Source organism: Amycolatopsis sp. BJA-103 (assembly GCF_002849735.1).
Taxonomy (GTDB): domain Bacteria; phylum Actinomycetota; class Actinomycetes; order Mycobacteriales; family Pseudonocardiaceae; genus Amycolatopsis.
Window position 1 is genome coordinate 8,819,669 of the sequence record NZ_CP017780.1, and the last position, 18,774, is coordinate 8,838,442.

Here is an 18,774-nt window from a genome sequence, read left to right on the forward strand (position 1 = left end):
GGGTCGCTGTGACCTGGCGCATCCTCGATACTCATCCCTGATGCGCATCGACCTGCACGCCCACTCCACCGCCTCCGACGGTACCGACAGCCCTGCCGGGCTGGTCGCCGCCGCCGCGAAAGCGGGCCTCGACGTAGTCGCGATCACCGATCACGACACCACGGCCGGCTGGGCCCCGGCCGCCGAGGCACTCCCGCCGGGGCTGTCCCTGGTGCCCGGCGCCGAGTTGTCCACGATCTCCGTCGATCCGGTGACCGGGCGGCACGTCAGCGTCCACCTGCTCGCCTACCTCTTCGACCCGGAGTCGCCGGCGCTCGTCGCCGAGCAGACCCGGCTGAGGTCGGAGCGGCGGTGGCGGCTGCGCGTGATGGCCGAGCGGATGGCCGCCGACGGCCTGCCGGTCGATCCCGACGAGATCATGTCGCTGCTGCCCGAAGACGGTTCGGCCGGACGGCCGCATCTCGCGCAGGCCTTGGTGCGCGCAGGCGTCGTCTCGTCGGTGAACGAGGCCTTCGGGAGCTACCTCGGCAACGGCAGCGGGTACTTCGTGGCGCGGCAGGACACGCTCGTGGAGGACGCGATCGACATGATCGCGGACGCGGGCGGGGTCACCGTCATCGCGCATCCCTTCGCCTACACGCGCGGCGCGACCATCACCGTCGACGTGCTCGCCGGGCTGGCCGCTCACGGGCTCACCGGCGTCGAGGTCGACCACCCGAACCACGACGAGGAGACCCGCGTCCGGCTGCACGGGCTCGCGGGGGAGCTGGGGCTCGTGCGCACCGGGTCGAGCGACTACCACGGCACGAACAAGACCATCGATCTCGGAGACGAGACCACCGACCCGCTCGCGCTCGAAGAACTCGTCGCGCGGTCGACCGGCTACCAGGTCGTGACCCGGTGACGATCACGGACTTCTTCGACGCGCGCCTGTTCATGAGCGCGACGATCACGCTGATCGTCATCATGGACCCGCCCGGCACGGTGCCGGTGTTCCTGAGCCTGACCGGCCGCAAGCCGGTGGCGTTCCGCGCCAAGGCCGCGCGGCAGGCGGTGCTCGTCTCGCTGCTGGTGATCTCCCTGTTCGCCGTCGCGGGGCAGGCGATCCTGTCGTACCTCGGCATCGGGATCCCGGCGCTGCAGGGCGCGGGCGGGCTGTTGCTGCTGCTCATCGCGTTGCAGTTGCTGACCGGGAAGACCGGCGGCGAGGCCGAGGCGGCGGGCGACGACGTCAACGTCGCGCTCGTGCCGCTCGGGACGCCGCTGCTCGCCGGTCCCGGCGCGATCGCCGCGACCATCGTCTTCGTGCGGCAGGCCGATGGGCACGTCGGCGCGTACGTGGCTCTCGCGCTTTCGATCGTGACGGTGCACTTCGTGCTGTACCTGTGCATGCGGTACTCGGGCGTGGTCATCCGGCTGATCAAGGAAAGCGGGATCACGCTGCTGGCGAAGATCGCCGGTCTGCTGCTGGCCGCCATCGCGGTCGAGCTGGTGGCGAACTCGGTGAAGGGCTTCATCGCCGGGAACTGACCGGGCGGGCGGGGCGTGGCGTGGCGGGGGCTGAAGGGGCCTTTCCCCTCATGCCATGAGGCGAAAGCTCCCTTCACCGCGTCGGATGCGGGTATGGGCCCCTTCAGCAAAAGTGTCGGTGGGGGTGCGTAGCGTTGCGGGCGGGGTGATCCGATGGAGCAGATTGGTTTCGACTTCGGCGTCGAGGCGCCGCGCAAGCTGACGAAGGTCTCGCCCGCGCGCCTTGCGACGTTCGAAGACTGCCCGCGCCGTTACCGCATGTCGTACATCGACCGCCCGCCCCCGACACGCACCGGGGCGTGGGCGCACAGCACGCTCGGCGCGGTGGTGCACAACGCTTTGCGGGCGTTGTTCGACCTGCCGGTGATCAAGCGCGTACCGCAGCGGGCGATGGCGCTCGTCGCCGAGCACTGGAAGGACGCCGGGTTCGAAGACTCCGACCAGGCCGCCCGGTACCGCGCGCGAGCCAAGGGGTGGGTCGCGGAGTACGTCGAGCACAACGACGTCAGCGTCGATCCGGTCGGGCTGGAGCGCTGGGTTTCGGCGCCCGTCACGCTCGAGCCGGGCAGCGGCCCCAGCCTCATCATCGAGGGCCGCGCCGACCGCATCGACCAGCGTGGCCGCGAACTGGTGATCATCGACTACAAGACCGGCCGCCGAGAGCCGGACGAGTACGAGGCGCGGTCTTCGCAGGCCTTGGCGCTGTACGCGGTCGCGGCGGCCAGGACGCTGCGTACGCCGTGCTATCAGGTCGAGCTGCACCACGTGCCCACCGGCACCATCGCGGCCGCCGAACACACCGAGCAGAGCCTCAAACGGCATCTCCAGCGCGCCGACGAGACCGCCGGGGACCTGCGGCTGGCAACGGATACCCTGAAGGCCGGCGGCGACGAGGACGTGTTGTTCCCGGCTCGCCCCGGTCGCCGTTGCTCATGGTGCGACTTCCGGCCCAGCTGTACGGCGGGCCAAGAAGCCGGTCCCGCGTCTCAGCCGTGGGAGCTGCTGGCGCCCTAGATTCTTCAGACCCGACGGATTGGACAGGCGAGGACGTGTCGTCACCGGACACCGAAGAGCTCGCGACCACACCGGCGCCACTGGGCACGGACGAGCCCGCGATGCCCGGACGCGGCCGGTTCTGGCGCGGGCTGACCGGTTCGCTCGCCGCCGGGATGGTCGTGCTCGCGGTGCTGGTCCTCGCGATCGCCGGGATCTGCCTGTTCACCGGTGCCCCGGGGCCGGGGCCGCTGATGCTGATCGGGCATCCGGTCGCGGCGGTGGTCGCGCTGCTGGCGCAACGGGGCGCCGATGGGCGCACTGGCCGCGTCGCGGGCTTCGCGGGTCTCGGGGTCGTGGTGAGCGTGACAGCGGCTTTGAGCCTGTTCTGGTGGAACTAGCCGGGACGGCAGCAAACTGCCATCCGCCCGGAAAAGGGCTTCGGTGCGGCGAAACTTGGAACTCACTGGGCGCGTCGTAGAGGAACATCCGCCGCGCAGCGAGGACGAAGGGCACCGTTGATGACTTACCCACCCCAGCCAGGACAGCCCCAGCAAGGCCCTGGCGGGCAGCAGTACCCAGAGCAGCAGCAGTACCCAGGGCAGCAGTACCAGCAGGGCGGTTACGACCAGAGCGGCGCGTACCCCCAGCAGCAGTACCCGGGCCAGCAGCCGTACGGCCAGAACCAGCAGTACGGGCAGGGCTTCGGTGGGCCGCCCGCGCCGCCGAACACCAGCAAGACCGGCCTGCTGGTGGGCATCGCCGCCGGTGTCGTCGTGCTGATCACGCTGGGGATCACCGGGTTCGTCGCTCCCGGGTTCTTCCTCGGCGACGACAAGGCCGACAAGGCGTCCGGCCCCGAAGGGACCGCGCAGGCGATCGTCGACGGCATCAACGCCCACGATCAGGCCGCGCTGACGGCGCTCAAGTGCGGGAACGCGGAAAAGGACATCGACCAGATCATCGAACGGGTCGGCGACGCGTCGAACGCCACGCTCGGCGCGGTCACCAAGGTGTCCGAAACCAAGTACACGGTGGCGGTCACGGTGAGCATCGCGGGGCGGCCGGGCACCGCCACCGGCACGCTCGCCGGTGAGGGTGGTACCTGGTGCTGGAAAGAGGTCAGCCGGCTGCGCACCCGGCCCACCACGTGACGACGGCGGGCGATAGCAAGGGACCTTTGCTATCGCCTGGCGGTCACTTGAGGGCGGCCAGGATGGGGCCGCGCTGCTCCAGCAGCACCGGACCGACCGAAGAGAGCTGCACCGGCCCGTTGTAGCCGCGCCGGTCGACACCGACGGTGCGGATCGTGGTGCCGGTCAGCTCGTCGAGGACGGAGAGCCCGCCCTGGATCGGCACGACCAGCTGTTCCCCGAAGGTGATGCCGGGGCCGACGGAGCTGTTCAGCGTCCAGCGCGGCGTGAGGTCGTCCCGCGAGAACGCCATGGTCTTCGAGCCGGTGAACCAGTAGACGCCCTGCGCGGTCCACGCGGTCGGCATGATGCCGCCCACCGGATCCTGCGCGATGTCCGCGGCGGGCACGTCGAGCGGGTACGCCGACTTCTGCACGCCGTCGCCGCCGTAGATGACCAGCAGCTTCTGTTCCGGCAGCACGATCAGCGCGAGGTCGCCGGACATCGCGACCAGCTTCGCGTTCTTCCCGGCGAGCACGGTGCTGTAGTCGACCTTCGGGTCGTCGGCCTCGTCGTTGCTCGCGCGGTAGATGGTGAAGCGGTCGGCCGGGTCGCCGGGGCAGCGTTCGATCACGCCGATCTTGCCCGCCGCGGCCGCCACCGTGCCGTAGGTGCAGCCCGTCCTCGGCTGCTTGTTCGCGTTCACGATGGCGGGGACCTGGCCGTACTCCATGCTCTTGACCAGGTCGTCGCGCCAGGTGTTGAGCAGCTTCTTGCCGGTCGTGGTGACGTGCGAGCCGTCGACGACCAGCCGGGTGCCGAGTTCGGCGTCGCCGTTGCGCTGCGCGGTGCGGCGGCCGGTCCCCGCGTCGAGCTGGGTGACCTCGCTGCAGCCGGTGTCCTTGCGGTACACCGCGTCCACCTTGATCCCGGCGAGCGCGACGGTGCACAGTTCGAGATCGCGGGAATAGCGCCACCGGACGTCGCCGGTGTACGGGTCCCGGCCGAGTACTTCGCCCTTGTCGGCGGTGACGACGCTGTTCGCCTCGCCGATCGGGACGGGCGTGGACGAGCTCGGCGCCTGCCACAGTTCGGTCAGCGAGCCGGGTACCTCCGCCGGCGCGGGCGGGAGCCCGGGCGGCAGGGTGGCGGCGACCTGCGCGACCGTCGCCGCGTTGTCGCTGGTCACGCCGATGACGACGCCGGTGACCGCGACGACCACCACGATCCCCGCGGCGAACACGCGATCCCGCGTGCGGTTCCACGGCGAGCGCCGGGCGCGTTTCCCGGCCAGCGGCGGCTCGGTGGCCTCCGGCTGGGCGGGTTCGGCGTCCAGCACGTCCTCGCTGCCGATCACGGCCGAGGTCTCCGGCTCACCGCCGTTGGACGTCTGTTCGGGATCGACGGGCACGGGCCGCGCCGGATCGTTCTCCGGCGCGGCGTCCCAGCGTTCGCTCACGTGCCCCTAGCTCCCCACGTCCGCGGTCTGAAATCCTCAGTCTGCCGACGCAGGTGTATCAGAAGTCGCCGAGGGACGGCGACGGCGGCGTCGGCGAGCCGGACGCTCGGCGCTGTCGCCGGCTTCCTTCTCGACGGCCGGACCGCTGACCTCCGGGCTCGGCTTCGCGGCGCCACGGCTGCGGCGGCGCGAGCGGGTGCGGCCCTCCGACGAGGTCTCGCCCTCGGTGCCTTCCGCGGAAGGCGCGGCGGCGGCGTCCGCCGCCTCGATCTTGGCGGCCGCGTCGGCTCCGCCGCGGGTCCGCTTGCGCGGCGTGCGGTTGCGCTTGCGGGGCGCCTCTTCGTCCTTGTCCTTCGCCGGCCCCTGGCCACGACCCCGGCGCTTGCCGCCCAGGTCTTCCTCGACCTCGGCCGAAAGCCCGGCGCGGGTCCGCTTCGACAGCGGGAGACGCCCGGTGGTGCCCTCGGGGATGCCGAGGTCGGAGAACAGGTGCTTCGACGACGAGTACGTCTCGGCGGGCTCGGGCATGTCGAGCCCGAGGAGGTCCGAGATCATCTTCCAGCGCGGCTCCTCGTCCCAGTCGACGAGGGTGATCGCGACACCGGTGCGCCCGGCGCGGCCGGTGCGGCCGATCCGGTGGACGTAGGTCTTCTCGTCCTCCGGCGTCTGGTAGTTGATCACGTGCGTGACGTCGTCGATGTCGATACCGCGGGCGGCGACATCGGTGGCGACGAGCACGTCGACCTTGCCCGCCCGGAACGCACGCAACGCCTGCTCGCGGGCACCCTGGCCCAGGTCACCGTGCACGGCGGCGGCCGCGAAGCCACGCTCGACGAGCTCGTCGGCGACCTTCTGCGCGGTGCGCTTGGTGCGGGTGAAGATCATCGTCAGGCCGCGGCCCTCGGCCTGCAGCGCGCGGGCGATCAGCTCGGGCTTGTCCATCGAGTGCGCCCGGTAGACGAACTGGGTGGTGCGCTCGTGGATCGCGCCGGCGTCGTTCTCCTCGGCGCGGATGTGCGTCGGCTGGGTCAGGAACGTGCGGGCCAGCGTGATGATCGGGCCCGGCATGGTCGCCGAGAACAGCATCGTCTGGCGCTTGTCCGGGACCATCCGCAGGATGCGCTCGATGTCGGGCAGGAAGCCGAGGTCGAGCATCTCGTCGGCCTCGTCCAGCACCAGGCCGCGGACCTTGCCCAGCACCAGGTGCTTCTGCTCGGCCAGGTCCAGCAGGCGGCCGGGGGTGCCGATGACGACGTCGACGCCGCTGCGCAGCGCCGCGATCTGCGGCTCGTACGGGCGGCCGCCGTAGATGGCCAGGGTGCGGATGCCGAGGTGCTTGCCCGCGCCCTTGAGGTCGTTCGCGACCTGGATGCACAGCTCACGGGTCGGCACGACGACCAGCACCTGCGGGGTGCCGTCGCCGGGGACCTCGACACGGTGCAGCAGCGGGACGCCGAAGCCCAGCGTCTTGCCCATACCCGTACGGGCCTGGCCGATCAGGTCGTCGCCGGCCATGGCCAGCGGCAGCGTCAGCGCCTGGATGGCGAAGGTGCGCTCGATCCCGGCCTCGCCGAGGGCCTTCACGATCTCCGGCTTGACGCCGAAGGAAGCGAAGGTGGGGGATTCGGGTTCCACCGGTGCGCCAGCCTGCAGCGGGTGCGACACGTCGAGGGCGGCCGGGCCGGTCTCGCTGTGCTCCAGCGCGACGGCCTCGGGGACGCTCGTGGTGTTCTCTTCGGTGGTGATTTCGTTCGTGGTCAGGGTGCTCGCCTCTCTCGTGACCAGCGCGCACTGCCCTGGTCACCGATCGACACTCGACCACGAAAATTCGCTCGGCTCCGCGCTACTGGCGCTGAAGCGGCCCTTCGTGGGAATGCCGCAGGATGGCGTGCACGCACATCATTCTTTGTGCTGACCGGTGCCGCGCCGACTGTCCTTCAGCCGCAGCAGCGTTCCGGTCCGGACGGAAGATCCGTCGTTTCCGGCCGCCAGTGTACCTGGTCTGCGCTTTTCGGATAGCCCCCATCGCGTCAGGAGGTGGGACGGGTCTCTTTCCGGCCGAGGTCGTAGCCGTGCCGACATGCGTGGGATCGGTCTCTTCGCGACGTCGGAGGTGTGTTCGGGGATACCCTCATCGCCGTGACGGAGGCAAAGCAGATCAGTGAAGGCGTAGTCGATTTGCTCGGCGTACTCGCCTATGGGGAATTGTCCGCATTCGATCGTATGGCGGAGGACGCGCGCACCGCGCCGACACTGTCCGGCCGGGCCGCGCTGGCGTCCATGGCCGCCGCCGAGATCGGGCACTACGACCTGCTCACCAAACATCTCGCGGGGCACGGCGTCGCGATCGAGGACGCGATGCGGCCGTTCGTCGGGCACATCGACGCGTGGCACGCCTCCACGGCGCCGCGCTCCTGGCTCGAGTCCCTGGTGAAGGCCTACGTCGGCGACGGCCTCGCGGCGGATCTCTACCGCGAGATGGCCAGCTGGCTCGACCCCGAGACCAAGGATCTGGTGCTCACCGTGCTCGCCGACACGGGACATTCCGCGTTCGCCGAGCGCGAAGTCGCGGCCGGGATCGAGGCCGACCCGAAGGCACGCGACAAGCTCGCGCTGTGGGGCCGCCGCCTGCTGGGCGAGGCGTTGACGCAGGCCCAGTACGTGGTCGCCGAGCGGGACGGGCTCGCCGAGCTGATCGTCGAGGGGTCGGGCGACCTCTCGGGAATCGCCGCGCTGTTCCGCCGGTTGCAGCAGGGGCACACCAAGCGCATGCAGGTACTGGGGCTCGGCTGACGCCGGGTCGGCTAGCCTGGTCGGACAAGTAATTTCGAACTTCAAGCGGAGGTCCCACGTGGAGGTCAAGATCGGCATCAAGGACACGCCGCGAGAGCTCGTGGTGTCCAGCAGCCAGTCACCCGACGAGGTCGAGGAACTGGTCGCGAACGCCTTGAGGGCCGGCGACGGGATCTTCCGCCTCGACGACGAAAAGGGCCGTAAGTACATCGTGCCCACCGACCGGATCGCCTACGTCGAGATCGCGCCGTCGGATGTTCGCAAGGTCGGCTTCGCTGTTGGTGGTTAACCCGATCGGGTTGTAGTCGGATGTCACAGTGGCGTCACCGCTGCGTCTCAGCCAGCTCTCAGATTTGATCGTCACGCTATGGCGGGGACGGCAGGGGGCTAGCCGAGAAATGAGGTGGACGGCGTCACTGTGATGGACCGCGCGCTGGTCGACAGCGTGCGCACTGTTCCCGAACAAGGCAAGCGGGTCGCGGGGCGGCTGACCGGTATCGACGTCGCCCGTGGTCTGGCCGTACTCGGCATGTACGCGGTGCATGTCGGCCCCGATCCCGCCAAAGGCGGCGTCGGGGTGCTGTTCAAACCGTTCGAAGGCCACTCCGCGGCGCTGTTCGCGGTGCTGGCCGGAGTCTCGATCGCGCTGATGTCCGGCGGACGCCGCCCGAAACTGGGCCGCGACCGGACGCGCGTCGCGCTCAAGCTGGCGACCCGCGCACCGCTTCTGGTGGCGCTGGGGCTGTGGCTGACCAGCCTCGAGACCGGCTACATGGTGATCCTGGCCTACTACGGGGCCTGTTTTCTGTTCGCGATCCCATGGCTGCGCGCGAGCGCGAAGGCACTGGCGATCGCCGCTGTCGCCGTCGCCGTGGCCGGACCGTTGCTCTCGCATCTGATCAGGGCTCAGCTGCTTCCCCGCGACCTGCTGTTCTTCGCGCCGGACCTGACCGCGGACGACGTCACGTCGACGGGGTTGCTGAAGGCCGCGACCGTTCTCGTCCTCACCGGGACGTTCCCCGCGTTGACGCTGATGGCGTACGTGTTCGCCGGGATGTCCCTCGGGCGGATGGACCTGACCTCGCGCAGCGTGTGCCGACGGCTGTTCTTCGGCGGCTCGGCGCTCGCGGTGGGCGGGTATGTCGTGTCCTGGATCGCGACCGGGCCGCTCGGTGGCATGCAGGCCGTCTACCGCTCACTGGAACCGGCCGCCGCGCAGGCGGGCATGACGCCGTCGGAGTTCTTCCGGCTCCACCAGACCTGGATCCACGGCACGCCGCCGACCACCAGCTGGGCCTGGGAGCTGCTGCCGACCGGGACCTCGTACACGCCGTTCGACCTGCTGATCTCGATCGGGATCGCGGCGGCGGTGATCGGTGGCTGCCAGCTGCTGATGCCGAAGTTCGAGCGGGTGCTGCGGCCGCTTTCGGATCTGGGCGGGCGGGTACTGAGCGCGTACGTGCTGCATTTCGTGGCGATCGCGCTGCTGTGGGACGAGAGCGACGGCGATTCGATCTTCAGCGTGCTGCACTTCGTCGAGTTCTCGGTGGTCGCGCTGACCGCCGCGGTGCTGTGGCGGAAGTTCATCGGGCGCGGGCCGCTGGAATGGGCGATGAACAAGCTGTCGAGCTGGCCGAAGTACCTGTTCGACGCGGCTCGGGTGCCCGCTCAGCGGCGGGGCTGACGCACCTCTAAGTACGTGAAGGCCCCCTTCCTTGCGCTAGACGCAAGGAAGGGGGCCTTCACGTACTGGGGTCAGGCGTTGAGCTCGTTCAGTTCTTCGAGGCTGGTCGGCACGTGGAACGGCGGCGTGCTGGTGCCCATGATGCGGTAGCGGTCCCACGGGTCCGGGTCGGAGAGCTCGCCCTTCGCGCTGTACTCGCCCGCGCGGATCTCGACGGCGGTCTTCTTGCCGTCGGCGGCCGCGGACACCTGCTCGTTGGTGGCCACGCGGCCGTACCAGCGGTAGTACCCGTCGATGGGCTGGAAGTAGCCCCGCAGGTCGACCGTGGCCGCGATCTCGGTCCCGTCGATCACGAGGACCGCTTCGCCGGCGTAGCCGTCTTCGTCGTGCTCGCTCATTGCCCCTCCACCTGCTTTTCCTGGGTCTTCCGCATCTGGACGACCTTGTTCTCTTCGAGCGGCAGATTCGGGTCGATGACGATGCCCTGCTGCCGGGAGAGGCCGTCGATCGCGGCCCAGATGATCTGCGTCAGGTATTCGACGACGCTGTCGCGGCCCATCGAGCGCCGGTCCAGCCACCATTCGCCGGTGCTCTGCACCATGCCGACGATGCCGTGCGCCCACGGTTCGGCGGCGCCGGAGTCCATGTTGAACATCCGCATGTAGTCGCCGAGCAGCGCGGTGAGCGCGGTGGCGATCAGTTCCTTGTCCTCGGCGACGACGTCGGACTTGACGAGCACCTTCTCCTGCAGGCCGCCGCGGGCGAGCAAGCGGTAGAGGTTGGGGTGCTCCTCGATGACGCTGAAGAACGCGTCGAGCGCCATCCGGATCCGGGGGACCGGGGCCAGCTCGGAGTTGATGGCCGGGATCAGCCGCTGGAAGAGGATCTCCGTGCCGCGCTGCCCGAGCGCGACATACAGATCGGCTTTGTCGTCGAAGTGCCTGTACAGCACGGGTTTCGTGACGCCCGCTTCGGCGGCGACGTCTTCCATGCCGAGGTCCGGGCCGTGCGTGTCGAGCGCGCGGAGAGCGGCCTCGACGAACTCCGCGCGGCGCGCGATCCGGTGCTTGCGCCAGCGGTCGCGACGGGCGTCGCCCGTGTCGGCCTCACCCGCCGTGGGGTGCTTGCTCGACTGCTTGCTGTTGCGCTTGACACGTTCGATCACCCAAGTCATGCTACCAGAGGTAACTGTTACCGCGAGTTACAGATAGGGGTGTGTCGGCAATGACGCGGGCGCTGAAGGAAACAGACCGGGAGAAGACAGCCGAGCGGCTGCTCAAGTCCTCCGCCAACAAGTTCTACGACCCCGACGTCGACATCGACTGGAACGCTCCTCTCGTGGACGGGAAGCGCTTCATCCCGGCACACCGCTCCTCGCTCTACGGCACCAAGCTGTGGGATTCGCTGTCCGAAGAGCAGCGCATCGAACTCGGCAAGCACGAGGTCGCGAGCGTCGCCACGACCGGGCTGTGGTTCGAAATCCTCCTGATGCAGATGCTGCTCAAGGAGGTCTACGACGAAGACCCGACCAGCTCGCACGCGCAGTACGCGCTGACCGAGATCGCGGACGAATGCCGTCACTCGACGATGTTCGCGCGGATGGCGTCGCGGATCGGCTGCCCGTCCTACGGACCGGTGCCGTGGCTGCGGCGGCTGGCGAAACTGATGCCGTCGATCAGCTACGGCCCCGCGCGCTACGGCGCGATCCTCGTCGCCGAAGAGGTCCTCGACCGGCTTCAGCGCGAGCAGATGAACGACCCGGACATCCAGCCGCTGGTGCGCATGGTCAACCGCATCCACGTGCTCGAAGAAGCCCGGCACGTCACCTTCGCCCGCGAAGAAGTCACTCGCGGCATGGCGAAGCTGACGAAGAAGGAAATCGTCTACCAGCAGTTCATCATCGCGCTCATTTCGTACTTCGTGACGCGGGCCTTCATCAACCCGCGCGTCTACAAGGCAGTCGGCATCCGGCCGCGTGAAGGCGTGGAAGCCGCGATGAGCAACCCGCACTGGCAGGAGAGCGTGCGGTGGGCTGGCGAGAAGATCATGCCGTTCCTGCAGGAATCCGGTCTGGTCGGCAAACCCGGCATGTACTTCTGGCGCAAGTCGTTCCTGCTGCCGGGGAAGCGATGAGGGGCGTCAAGCAGCGTGGTTCCGTCTCCTGGGATCCGTCCCGGGAGCACCGGTTCGTGACCGGTGACGGCACCGCACTGCACGTCGAGACGAGCGGTCCCGCCGACTCCGAACTCACGCTGATCCTCGTGCACGGCTGGACCCAGGACCACCGGACCTGGGACAGCGTGGTGGCCGGGCTCGGCGACTCCGTCCGGATCCTGCGCTACGACCTGCGCGGGCACGGTGGTTCCGCGCCGGCGAAGCCGGGTACGGCGACGATTCCGACTTTGGCGAACGACCTCGCCGAACTGATCGAAGACCGCGTGCCGAACGGCCCGATCGTGCTGGCGGGGCACTCCATGGGCGGCATGACGATCATGGAACTTTCCCGCAGTCATCCCGAACTCGTGGCCCGGCGCGTCGCCGGGGTCGCGTTCGTCGCCACGTCGTCCGGTGAGATGGACCGGATCACCCTCGGCCTGCCGGGGATCGCGGGCAGCGGCGCGGCGAGGTTCGAACGGCGGCTCGCGAAGCTGCTCGCGAAGAACCGCCGGGACGCCTTGCCGTTGCCGCTGTCGGTGGTGCGCCCGGGCGCGCGCCTGCTCGTCTTCGGGCGGCGGCCGCAGCGGGCGGATCTGGACTCGGTCGCCGAGCAGTTGTTGTGCGCGCATCCGGCGAGCGTCGCGGGATTCCAGGACGCGATCTCACGGCACGACTGCCGTGTCACGCTCGCCGCGCTGCAGGGGAAACCGGTGATCGTGCTGTCGGGGGAGCGGGACCGGCTGTGCCCGACGACGCACGCCAAGGTCATCGCCGACGCGCTGCCGGACGCCGAATTCGTGCGGTACCCCGGCGCGGGGCACATGCTTCCGCAGGAACGCGCGCAAGAGGTCTCGGCCCGCATCGCGGCTCTGGTCCGCAGCTCCGCGAGGGTCTAGAGAGCGGGGGACCTTTGCTATCGCTCTCGGTGGGGCAAGCGATAGCAAAGGTCCCTTGCTCAGCCCGGCTGTCGATGTTCCCGATGTCGCATCTGAGACGCTCAGCGACTCGAATGCGACATCGGGAACACGATCCGGGCACCTTTCAGAGGCGCGTGTAGCCGTCCTCCAGCAGGCGGATGCCCGTGGCCTTGTAGGCGTCCTGGTCGTCCGGGGCGAGGGTCGCCAGCCCGTCGACGTAGCGGTTGAACATGCAGAAGGCGGCCGCGATCAGCACCGTGTCATGGATTTCGACGTCCGTCGCCCCCTCGGTGCGAGCGGCCGCGATCAGGTCTTCGCTCACGGACTTCCCGCCTTCGCGGACAGCCAGCGCGACATGCAGGAGCGCCTTCACCTTCGCCGACACGGGTGCGCCGTCGACGTCCTGCCACGCCGCCTCGACGACCGGCATGCCGCCTTCGAGCGCTTCGGCGGCGACGGCCGCGTGACTGCGGGAGCAGAACGTGCAGTCGTTGCCGCGCGAGACGACCGCGCCGATCAGCTCGCGTTCACCCACGCTGAGGCTGCTCGGGCCGCGAAGCAGGACCTCGGCGAGTTGCCCGAGCGGCGCCGCCGTCTCCGGGCGGTAGGCGAACAGAGCGGAGATACCGGGCAGGTTCTCGTCGAGCGCGATGTGGGGCATGGGCTACTCCTCGCGGATCGGCAACGCGGTCGCTCGATTCATAGCCGAAACCAGGCCCCTCACGATGCCGCTGGATGGACCAACGCGAGAGCAAAGGTCCCTTGCTCCCCGGCCGTGCGTGAGTGGCTTTGGGTGGGCTGTGTGGAAATCGGGACGTTGAGTGTCCCTATTTCCACACAGCTCCTCCGGATCCGACCGCACGGACGCTGACGCGACGCGGAGTCAGTGCTGCAGCGGGAAACCACCGCCGATGCCTCGCCAGGCGAGGTTGGCGGTGAGCGCGACGGCCTCTTCCTTGCTCATCGACTTGTGGTGCGCCAGCCAGAACCGCGCGCTGACCTGCGAGAGACCGACGAGGCCGACGGCGAGCAGCCGCGCCTTGTCCTCGTCGAGGCCCGCGTCGGCGGTGATGGTCTCGGTGATCGCGTCGACGCTGGCCGACGTCGCGCGGTCCACCGCCTCCTGCACGGCGGGCTCGCCGCGCAGATCGGACTCGAAGACCATGCGGAACGCGCCGGCGTCGTTGTTCACGAAGTCGAAGAACGCGCCGACCGTCGCCGGGACGCGCTGCTTGTTGTCCGTCGTGGAATCGAGCGCTTCCTTGACCCGCCGCACCAACTCGTCGACGTGGCTCTCCAGCAGCGCGATGTAGAGGTCGAGCTTGCCGGGGAAGTGCTGATAGAGAACCGGTTTGCTGACCCCGGCCTCTTCGGCGATCTCGTCCATCGCGGCGGCGTGGTATCCGTTCGCGGCGAACACCCGCTGCGCGGCGGCCAGCAGCTGGGCCCGGCGTTCCGTTCTCGGCAGGCGGACGCCTCGGGCCTGCAGTCGCGCCATTTCGGTCATCGTTCCTCCAGTCGAGCGGGGCTCCGCAGGGCGGGGTCACCGCCGCGTGAAGTGAACTCGAGATTACTCGCCGGTACGGCCGGACCGCCAAGGGTCGGGCATCCTGGTGCTGTGTCGTCTTCAGTTTCCCGTGCCGCCCGGGACCGCCCGCCGCTGACCCACGTGCCGCTCTCGCGCAGGTCATTGCCGTCGCTGGACCCCGCGCCGCCGCCTTGGCCCGGGGAAACAATAAGTGTCGGCGGGGTGAAATTGCACATCCGCCGGACCCCGGGTGGCCCCGAAACGGCGGTTTACGTCCACGGACTCGGCGGATCGTCCACGAATTGGACCGACCTCGCCGCGCTCCTGGCGCCCCAAGCGGGCGGCACCTCGGTCGATTTGCCGGGTTTCGGCTATTCGGAGCCGCCGGACGGGTTCAGCTTCAGTCTCGACGCGCACGCCGAGATCGTCGCGACCCACATCGAGAGCCTCGAAACCGGGCCGGTGCACCTGCTCGGCAACTCGATGGGCGGCGCGGTGGCGCTGCTCGTCGCGGCCCGCCGTCCGGAGCTGGTGAAGACGCTGACGCTGATCTCGCCCGCGATGCCGGATCTCCGGCCCAGCATGAAGCGGCTTTCCGACCCGCGGATGGCGTTCGCGTACCTGCCGCTGATCGGTCCGCGGGTGCGCCGTCAGCTGGCCGCGCTCGGCCCGCGCGAACGCGCCATGCAGGTCATCAAGCTGTGCTTCGCCGATCCGGGACGCTTCGCCGAGAGCCGGCTGAACGAGCTCGAAGAGGAGCACAGCGCCCGCGCCGCTTTCGCCTGGGCCACCCCCGCGCTCGCCCGCAGCACTTTCGGCATCTTCCGGACGTGGTCGGCACGCGGACCCGCGTCGCTGTGGGCCGTCGCGCCGACGGTCGCCACGCCGACACTCGTCGTCTGGGGGCAGCACGACCGGGTGATCTCCGTCCGGCGCGCCGAGCGCACCGCTCGGCTACTTCCGCACGCCCGGTTGCTCGTTCTCCCCCGAACCGGCCATGTGGCGCAGATGGAACGCCCGAATGTCGTAGCAAAGGCCGTTTTGGGGATGTGGGAATCGGTCGAATCGGGCACCTGGTAGCCCATTCGGGTGGGCAGGACACGCCGCACCCTGTGCCGGTCGCTCACAACATCACAGTTCGGTTATGGCACCCTGGTGCCCGTGGACCGGGTGAAGCAAGACGCGCAGGGCGAAGGTCGGCGGTCTCAGTACTCCGCATCCGCCCGCCGTTCGGCGCGCCCTCAGCCCAGGACCTCGGACGTTCCGCGCACCGGGCAGTACCGGCCGTCGCCGCCGCCGTCGGAGCGGCTCGACGAAGACCGCTACCGTCCGGGCGGCCGCCGGACCAGCGCCCAGCCGCTCAGCGCGTCCTGGAAGCCGCACGAGCCCGGCACCAAGGGCGGCGCCGCCAAGCGCAAGCCGAAGGGCGGCATCGGCCACTTCGCCAAGACCTACGGCTGGCGGGTGTACGCGCTGCCGATCCTGGTGGTGATCACCGCGCTGGTCGTGTTCAACACCGCCACCGGCCCCGCCGAACCGGTCGCCACCGACGGGGCGAGCCTCACTTCGGCCGACGGCTCCGCAGGCAACGGCGGCGAGCCGGGCGCGGGTGTCGACGGAGGCGGCGACGTCCTCCCGGAGAACCCGGCCAAACCGGTCGATCTCAAGATCCCGACCGCGGACCTGCCCAAGGGTGGCGACTTCACCCAGTCCGGCAAGGGCACCTATCACGTGGTGCCGGGCAAGGGCGAGAAGGTGGGCACGGGGCAGCTGTTCACCTACACGATCGAGGTCGAGGACGGCATCGATGCGGCCAGCTATCAGGGCGACGACAGCTTCGCCGCGATGGTGGAGGGCACCCTGTCCAATCCCAAGAGCTGGACGTGGGACGGCAAGAAGGCGCTCCAGCGCGTGGACGCGAGTTTCCCGAACCCCAGCTTCCGGGTGAGCCTCACCACACCGGAAACGACGCATCGCGCCGACGTCTGCATGTTCCAGATCACCTACGAGACGTCGTGCTACCGCTCGAGCTTCGACAAGCGCGTGGTGATCAACCTCGCCCGTTGGGTGCGGGGGGCGATGGCCTTCGAGAGCGACATGACCGGGTATCGCCAGTACGCCATCAATCACGAGGTCGGGCACGCCCTGGGCGGGAAACACGTGGGCTGCCAGGTCAACGGCGGGATCGCGCCGGTGATGATGCAGCAGACCTTCGGCGTCTCCAACGACTTCGTGGCGCAGCTGAACAATCTCCCCGGCGGCGACCGCGGCCGGGTGCCCGCGAACGGTTTCGTCTGCAAGCCGGGTTCCTGGCCGAATCAGACACCTTAGTCTTCGCCGTCTCACCTGCTGGAAAATCCCAGGATATGAAACAGGGGAAGTCGTTTCCGCCTGTCCGTGTTGTAGATACTGGGATGCGACCCGCGATCCACGCGAGATGGAGGACCCGATGTCAGGCACGCTGCCGCCGCTCGTCGAGCCGGCCGCCGAGCTCACCAAGGAAGAGGTGGCCCGGTACAGCCGTCACCTGATCATCCCGGACGTCGGGGTGACCGGGCAGAAGCGGTTGAAGAACGCCAAGGTGCTGGTCATCGGTGCCGGTGGCCTCGGCAGCCCCGCGCTGCTGTACCTGGCCGCGGCCGGGGTCGGCACGCTCGGCATCGTCGACTTCGACGAGGTCGACGAATCGAATCTGCACCGCCAGGTCATCCACGGCCAGTCCGACATCGGCAAGCTCAAGGCCGCGTCGGCGCAGGAGTCGATCGCCGAGATCAACCCCTTCGTGAGGGTGCACCTGCACACCGACAGGCTCGAGTCGTCGAACGCGCTGGAGCTGTTCGAGCAGTACGACCTGATCCTCGACGGCACCGACAACTTCGCCACGCGGTACCTGGTCAACGACGCCGCCGTGCTCACCGGCAAGCCCTATGTGTGGGGCTCGATCTACCGGTTCGAGGGGCAGGCGAGCGTGTTCTGGGAGAACGCGCCGAACGGCAAGGGCCTCAACTACCGCGACCTCTACCCCGAGCCGCCGCCGCCCGGCATGGTCCCGTCGTGCGCCGAGGGTGGCGTGCTGGGCGTGCTGTGCGCGTCGATCGGCTCGATCATGGTCAACGAGGCGATCAAGCTGATCACCGGCATCGGTGAGCCGCTGCTGGGCAGGCTCGTCAGCTACGACGCACTCGAGATGAAGTACCGCGAGGTCAAGATCCGCAAGGATCCGGAGACCCCGCAGATCACCGAGCTCATCGACTACGAAGCGTTCTGCGGTGTCGTGTCCGACGAGGCCGCTTCGGCCGCTTCGGGCCACACGATCACTCCGGCGGAGCTCAAGGCCAAGTTCGACAACGGCGACAACTTCGCCCTCATCGACGTCCGCGAGCCGCACGAGTACGAGATCGTGAACATCAAGGGCGCGACGCTGATCCCGAAGGACAAGATCCTCTCGGGCGAGGCGCTGTCGGAACTGCCGCAGGACAAGCCCATCGTGCTGCACTGCAAGTCGGGTGCGCGCTCCGCGGAGGCGCTCGCGGCGCTGCACCAGGCCGGGTTCAAGGACGCGACCCACCTCGGTGGCGGCGTACTGGCCTGGGCGCGGCAGATCGACCAGAGCCTGCCGACTTACTGATCCCTTTCCGATGCGCGTGAAGGCCCCCTTCCCTCGGTTGAACCGAGGGAAGGGGGCCTTCACGCGCTGGTGGAGACGTCGCGTCACCAGCGCGTCTTCTCGTTCGTGGAACGGTTCACGAGGTAACGTCCCGTGCCGTGCGTGCCACCCTAGAAAGCCCTCCGGAACACGTCTGTTCGGCGTTCGGCGGACGTGACGGTGACGCGGAGCCGATGCCCGGCACCACCGCCTGGCGCTACGCCGATCTCGTGCTGAAGCCGGTCGTGGACAAGTCGCGGACCCTGTGGACGGCCCGGGCGCTGGAGGCCGTGGACGAGCCGGGGCTGCGGGTCGCGAGGCCGGTCCGGTCCAGCGACGGCCGGTGGGTGGTCGGCGGCTGGTCGGCGAACCGGTTCGTGTCCGGTACGGCCGAGCACCGGTACGACGAGGTCGTGCACACGGCGGTCAAGCTGCACCGGGCGACGGCGGGGCTGCCGCGGCCGGACTTCCTGGGGCGGCGCACCGACATCGAGGCCCTGGCCGACAAACTCGCGTGGGGCGAGGCGGACATGTCCCTCGACGAGAACAAGGGCGGCCGCTGGTTCGAGGTGCTGGCCGGGTCCCGAAGACCGGTCAAACTGCCGGACCAGGTCGTCCACGGGGAGCTTCTCGCCGGGGTGCTGTTCGACGGCGACGAGGCCCCTGGCATCGTCGATTTCGTGCCGTACTACCGGCCCGGTGAATGGGGCGCCGCGATCGTCGCGGTCGACGCGCTGGCCTGGGGCGGCGCCACCATCGATCTGCTCGAACGCTGGGCGCATCTCCCGCAATGGCCCCAGCTTCTCCTGCGGGCCGTCCTTTTCCGCTTGGCGGCCAACGCCCTCGATCCGCGATCGACGCGAGCGGCGCACGACGGCCTCCGCGCCGCCGCCCGCGACGTCAGCGCCGTCTTGTAGACCGGTGAAGGCCCCTC

The 18,774-nt window shown here is 69.2% G+C and carries 20 protein-coding genes; 14 read left to right on the forward strand and 6 right to left on the reverse strand.

Annotation, left to right across the window (positions count from 1 at the left end; translation table 11 throughout):
- Positions 1-40 precede the first annotated feature (40 nt).
- From BKN51_RS40050 to BKN51_RS40070, 5 genes are all read left to right on the forward strand, one after another.
- Positions 41-904, forward strand: coding sequence for a PHP domain-containing protein (locus BKN51_RS40050; RefSeq protein ID WP_101612507.1), 864 nt, complete (start codon positions 41-43; stop codon positions 902-904).
- Positions 901-1,530, forward strand: a complete 630-nt coding sequence (locus tag BKN51_RS40055) for a MarC family protein (RefSeq protein ID WP_101612508.1) — start codon at positions 901-903, stop codon at positions 1,528-1,530. Before BKN51_RS40050 ends, BKN51_RS40055 begins: the two co-directional genes overlap by 4 nt.
- 153 nt (positions 1,531-1,683) lie before the next feature.
- Positions 1,684-2,544 (forward strand): RecB family exonuclease, encoded by an 861-nt coding sequence (locus BKN51_RS40060; protein ID WP_101612509.1) that lies wholly within the window; start codon positions 1,684-1,686, stop codon positions 2,542-2,544.
- A 35-nt stretch (positions 2,545-2,579) separates the two neighbouring features.
- Positions 2,580-2,924 carry a hypothetical protein gene (locus BKN51_RS40065; protein WP_101612510.1) on the forward strand — a complete coding sequence of 115 codons (345 nt, stop codon included), beginning with the start codon at positions 2,580-2,582 and terminating at the stop codon, positions 2,922-2,924.
- A 120-nt stretch (positions 2,925-3,044) separates the two neighbouring features.
- Entirely contained in the window at positions 3,045-3,677 is a 633-nt protein-coding gene (locus BKN51_RS40070; RefSeq protein WP_101612511.1) for a hypothetical protein, read from the forward strand.
- 43 nt (positions 3,678-3,720) lie between these two features.
- Here the strand turns inward: BKN51_RS40070 and BKN51_RS40075 are convergent, their stop codons facing one another.
- Positions 3,721-5,115: an Rv3212 family protein gene (locus BKN51_RS40075; protein ID WP_101612512.1), complete on the reverse strand. Its 1,395-nt coding sequence runs from the start codon at positions 5,113-5,115 to the stop codon at positions 3,721-3,723.
- A 36-nt stretch (positions 5,116-5,151) separates the two neighbouring features.
- Positions 5,152-6,750, reverse strand: coding sequence for a DEAD/DEAH box helicase (locus BKN51_RS40080; RefSeq protein ID WP_101613746.1), 1,599 nt, complete (start codon positions 6,748-6,750; stop codon positions 5,152-5,154).
- Between the two features lie 504 nt (positions 6,751-7,254).
- On the opposite strand from BKN51_RS40080, the gene BKN51_RS40085 reads away from it, so the two are divergent.
- From BKN51_RS40085 to BKN51_RS40095, 3 genes are all read left to right on the forward strand, one after another.
- A complete protein-coding gene (locus BKN51_RS40085; RefSeq protein WP_034313407.1) occupies positions 7,255-7,908 on the forward strand; it encodes a ferritin-like fold-containing protein in 654 nt (217 codons plus the stop codon).
- A 58-nt stretch (positions 7,909-7,966) separates the two neighbouring features.
- Complete coding sequence (locus tag BKN51_RS40090; protein ID WP_005167610.1) at positions 7,967-8,197, forward strand: DUF3107 domain-containing protein; 231 nt, start codon at positions 7,967-7,969, stop codon at positions 8,195-8,197.
- Between the two features lie 114 nt (positions 8,198-8,311).
- Positions 8,312-9,592, forward strand: a complete 1,281-nt coding sequence (locus BKN51_RS40095; RefSeq protein ID WP_101612513.1) for a heparan-alpha-glucosaminide N-acetyltransferase domain-containing protein — start codon at positions 8,312-8,314, stop codon at positions 9,590-9,592.
- 71 nt (positions 9,593-9,663) lie between these two features.
- On the opposite strand, the gene BKN51_RS40100 is transcribed toward BKN51_RS40095, so the two are convergent.
- Together BKN51_RS40100 and BKN51_RS40105 are read right to left on the reverse strand one after the other, a co-directional pair.
- Complete coding sequence (locus BKN51_RS40100) at positions 9,664-9,990, reverse strand: DUF4873 domain-containing protein (RefSeq protein WP_101612514.1); 327 nt, start codon at positions 9,988-9,990, stop codon at positions 9,664-9,666.
- Positions 9,987-10,766, reverse strand: a complete 780-nt coding sequence (locus tag BKN51_RS40105; protein WP_101612515.1) for a TetR/AcrR family transcriptional regulator — start codon at positions 10,764-10,766, stop codon at positions 9,987-9,989. Before BKN51_RS40105 ends, BKN51_RS40100 begins: the two co-directional genes overlap by 4 nt.
- Before the next feature lie 50 nt (positions 10,767-10,816).
- On the opposite strand from BKN51_RS40105, the gene BKN51_RS40110 reads away from it, so the two are divergent.
- Both BKN51_RS40110 and BKN51_RS40115 read left to right on the forward strand, forming a co-directional pair.
- The gene (locus BKN51_RS40110; protein WP_168214502.1) at positions 10,817-11,725 is read left to right on the forward strand and encodes an AurF N-oxygenase family protein; all 909 of its coding nucleotides are present in this window, start codon (positions 10,817-10,819) and stop codon (positions 11,723-11,725) included.
- Positions 11,722-12,645 (forward strand): alpha/beta fold hydrolase, encoded by a 924-nt coding sequence (locus BKN51_RS40115; RefSeq protein WP_101612517.1) that lies wholly within the window; start codon positions 11,722-11,724, stop codon positions 12,643-12,645. The genes BKN51_RS40110 and BKN51_RS40115 overlap by 4 nt, the downstream gene beginning before the upstream one ends.
- 145 nt (positions 12,646-12,790) lie before the next feature.
- On the opposite strand, the gene BKN51_RS40120 is transcribed toward BKN51_RS40115, so the two are convergent.
- Together BKN51_RS40120 and BKN51_RS40125 are read right to left on the reverse strand one after the other, a co-directional pair.
- Positions 12,791-13,327 carry a carboxymuconolactone decarboxylase family protein gene (locus BKN51_RS40120; RefSeq protein ID WP_101612518.1) on the reverse strand — a complete coding sequence of 179 codons (537 nt, stop codon included), beginning with the start codon at positions 13,325-13,327 and terminating at the stop codon, positions 12,791-12,793.
- Positions 13,328-13,549: 222 nt separating this feature from the next.
- Entirely contained in the window at positions 13,550-14,173 is a 624-nt protein-coding gene (locus BKN51_RS40125; protein ID WP_101612519.1) for a TetR/AcrR family transcriptional regulator, read from the reverse strand.
- A gap of 243 nt (positions 14,174-14,416) precedes the next feature.
- On the opposite strand from BKN51_RS40125, the gene BKN51_RS40130 reads away from it, so the two are divergent.
- The 4 genes from BKN51_RS40130 (at position 14,417) to BKN51_RS40145 (ending at position 18,757) form a co-directional block, all read left to right on the forward strand.
- Positions 14,417-15,274: an alpha/beta fold hydrolase gene (locus BKN51_RS40130; protein WP_168214653.1), complete on the forward strand. Its 858-nt coding sequence runs from the start codon at positions 14,417-14,419 to the stop codon at positions 15,272-15,274.
- A gap of 81 nt (positions 15,275-15,355) precedes the next feature.
- The gene (locus BKN51_RS40135) at positions 15,356-16,525 is read left to right on the forward strand and encodes a DUF3152 domain-containing protein (RefSeq protein ID WP_101612521.1); all 1,170 of its coding nucleotides are present in this window, start codon (positions 15,356-15,358) and stop codon (positions 16,523-16,525) included.
- Positions 16,526-16,643: 118 nt separating this feature from the next.
- Entirely contained in the window at positions 16,644-17,822 is a 1,179-nt protein-coding gene (gene moeZ / locus BKN51_RS40140; protein ID WP_101612522.1) for an adenylyltransferase/sulfurtransferase MoeZ, read from the forward strand.
- Between the two features lie 137 nt (positions 17,823-17,959).
- The gene (locus BKN51_RS40145) at positions 17,960-18,757 is read left to right on the forward strand and encodes a TIGR02569 family protein (RefSeq protein ID WP_101612523.1); all 798 of its coding nucleotides are present in this window, start codon (positions 17,960-17,962) and stop codon (positions 18,755-18,757) included.
- The last annotated feature ends 17 nt before the right edge of the window (positions 18,758-18,774 follow it).

Bases quoted from the DNA above. Each gene is read 5' to 3' on its own strand.
- BKN51_RS40050 (WP_101612507.1), top strand. From the start codon at position 41: ATGCGCATCGACCTGCACGCCCACTCCACCGCCTCCGACGGTACCGAC.
- BKN51_RS40060 (WP_101612509.1), top strand. From the start codon at position 1,684: ATGGAGCAGATTGGTTTCGACTTCGGCGTCGAGGCGCCGCGCAAGCTG.
- BKN51_RS40070 (WP_101612511.1), top strand. From the start codon at position 3,045: ATGACTTACCCACCCCAGCCAGGACAGCCCCAGCAAGGCCCTGGCGGG.
- BKN51_RS40100 (WP_101612514.1), bottom strand. From the start codon at position 9,990: ATGAGCGAGCACGACGAAGACGGCTACGCCGGCGAAGCGGTCCTCGTG.
- BKN51_RS40105 (WP_101612515.1), bottom strand. From the start codon at position 10,766: ATGACTTGGGTGATCGAACGTGTCAAGCGCAACAGCAAGCAGTCGAGC.
- BKN51_RS40110 (WP_168214502.1), top strand. From the start codon at position 10,817: ATGACGCGGGCGCTGAAGGAAACAGACCGGGAGAAGACAGCCGAGCGG.
- BKN51_RS40115 (WP_101612517.1), top strand. From the start codon at position 11,722: ATGAGGGGCGTCAAGCAGCGTGGTTCCGTCTCCTGGGATCCGTCCCGG.
- BKN51_RS40120 (WP_101612518.1), bottom strand. From the start codon at position 13,327: ATGCCCCACATCGCGCTCGACGAGAACCTGCCCGGTATCTCCGCTCTG.
- BKN51_RS40125 (WP_101612519.1), bottom strand. From the start codon at position 14,173: ATGACCGAAATGGCGCGACTGCAGGCCCGAGGCGTCCGCCTGCCGAGA.
- moeZ (WP_101612522.1), top strand. From the start codon at position 16,644: ATGTCAGGCACGCTGCCGCCGCTCGTCGAGCCGGCCGCCGAGCTCACC.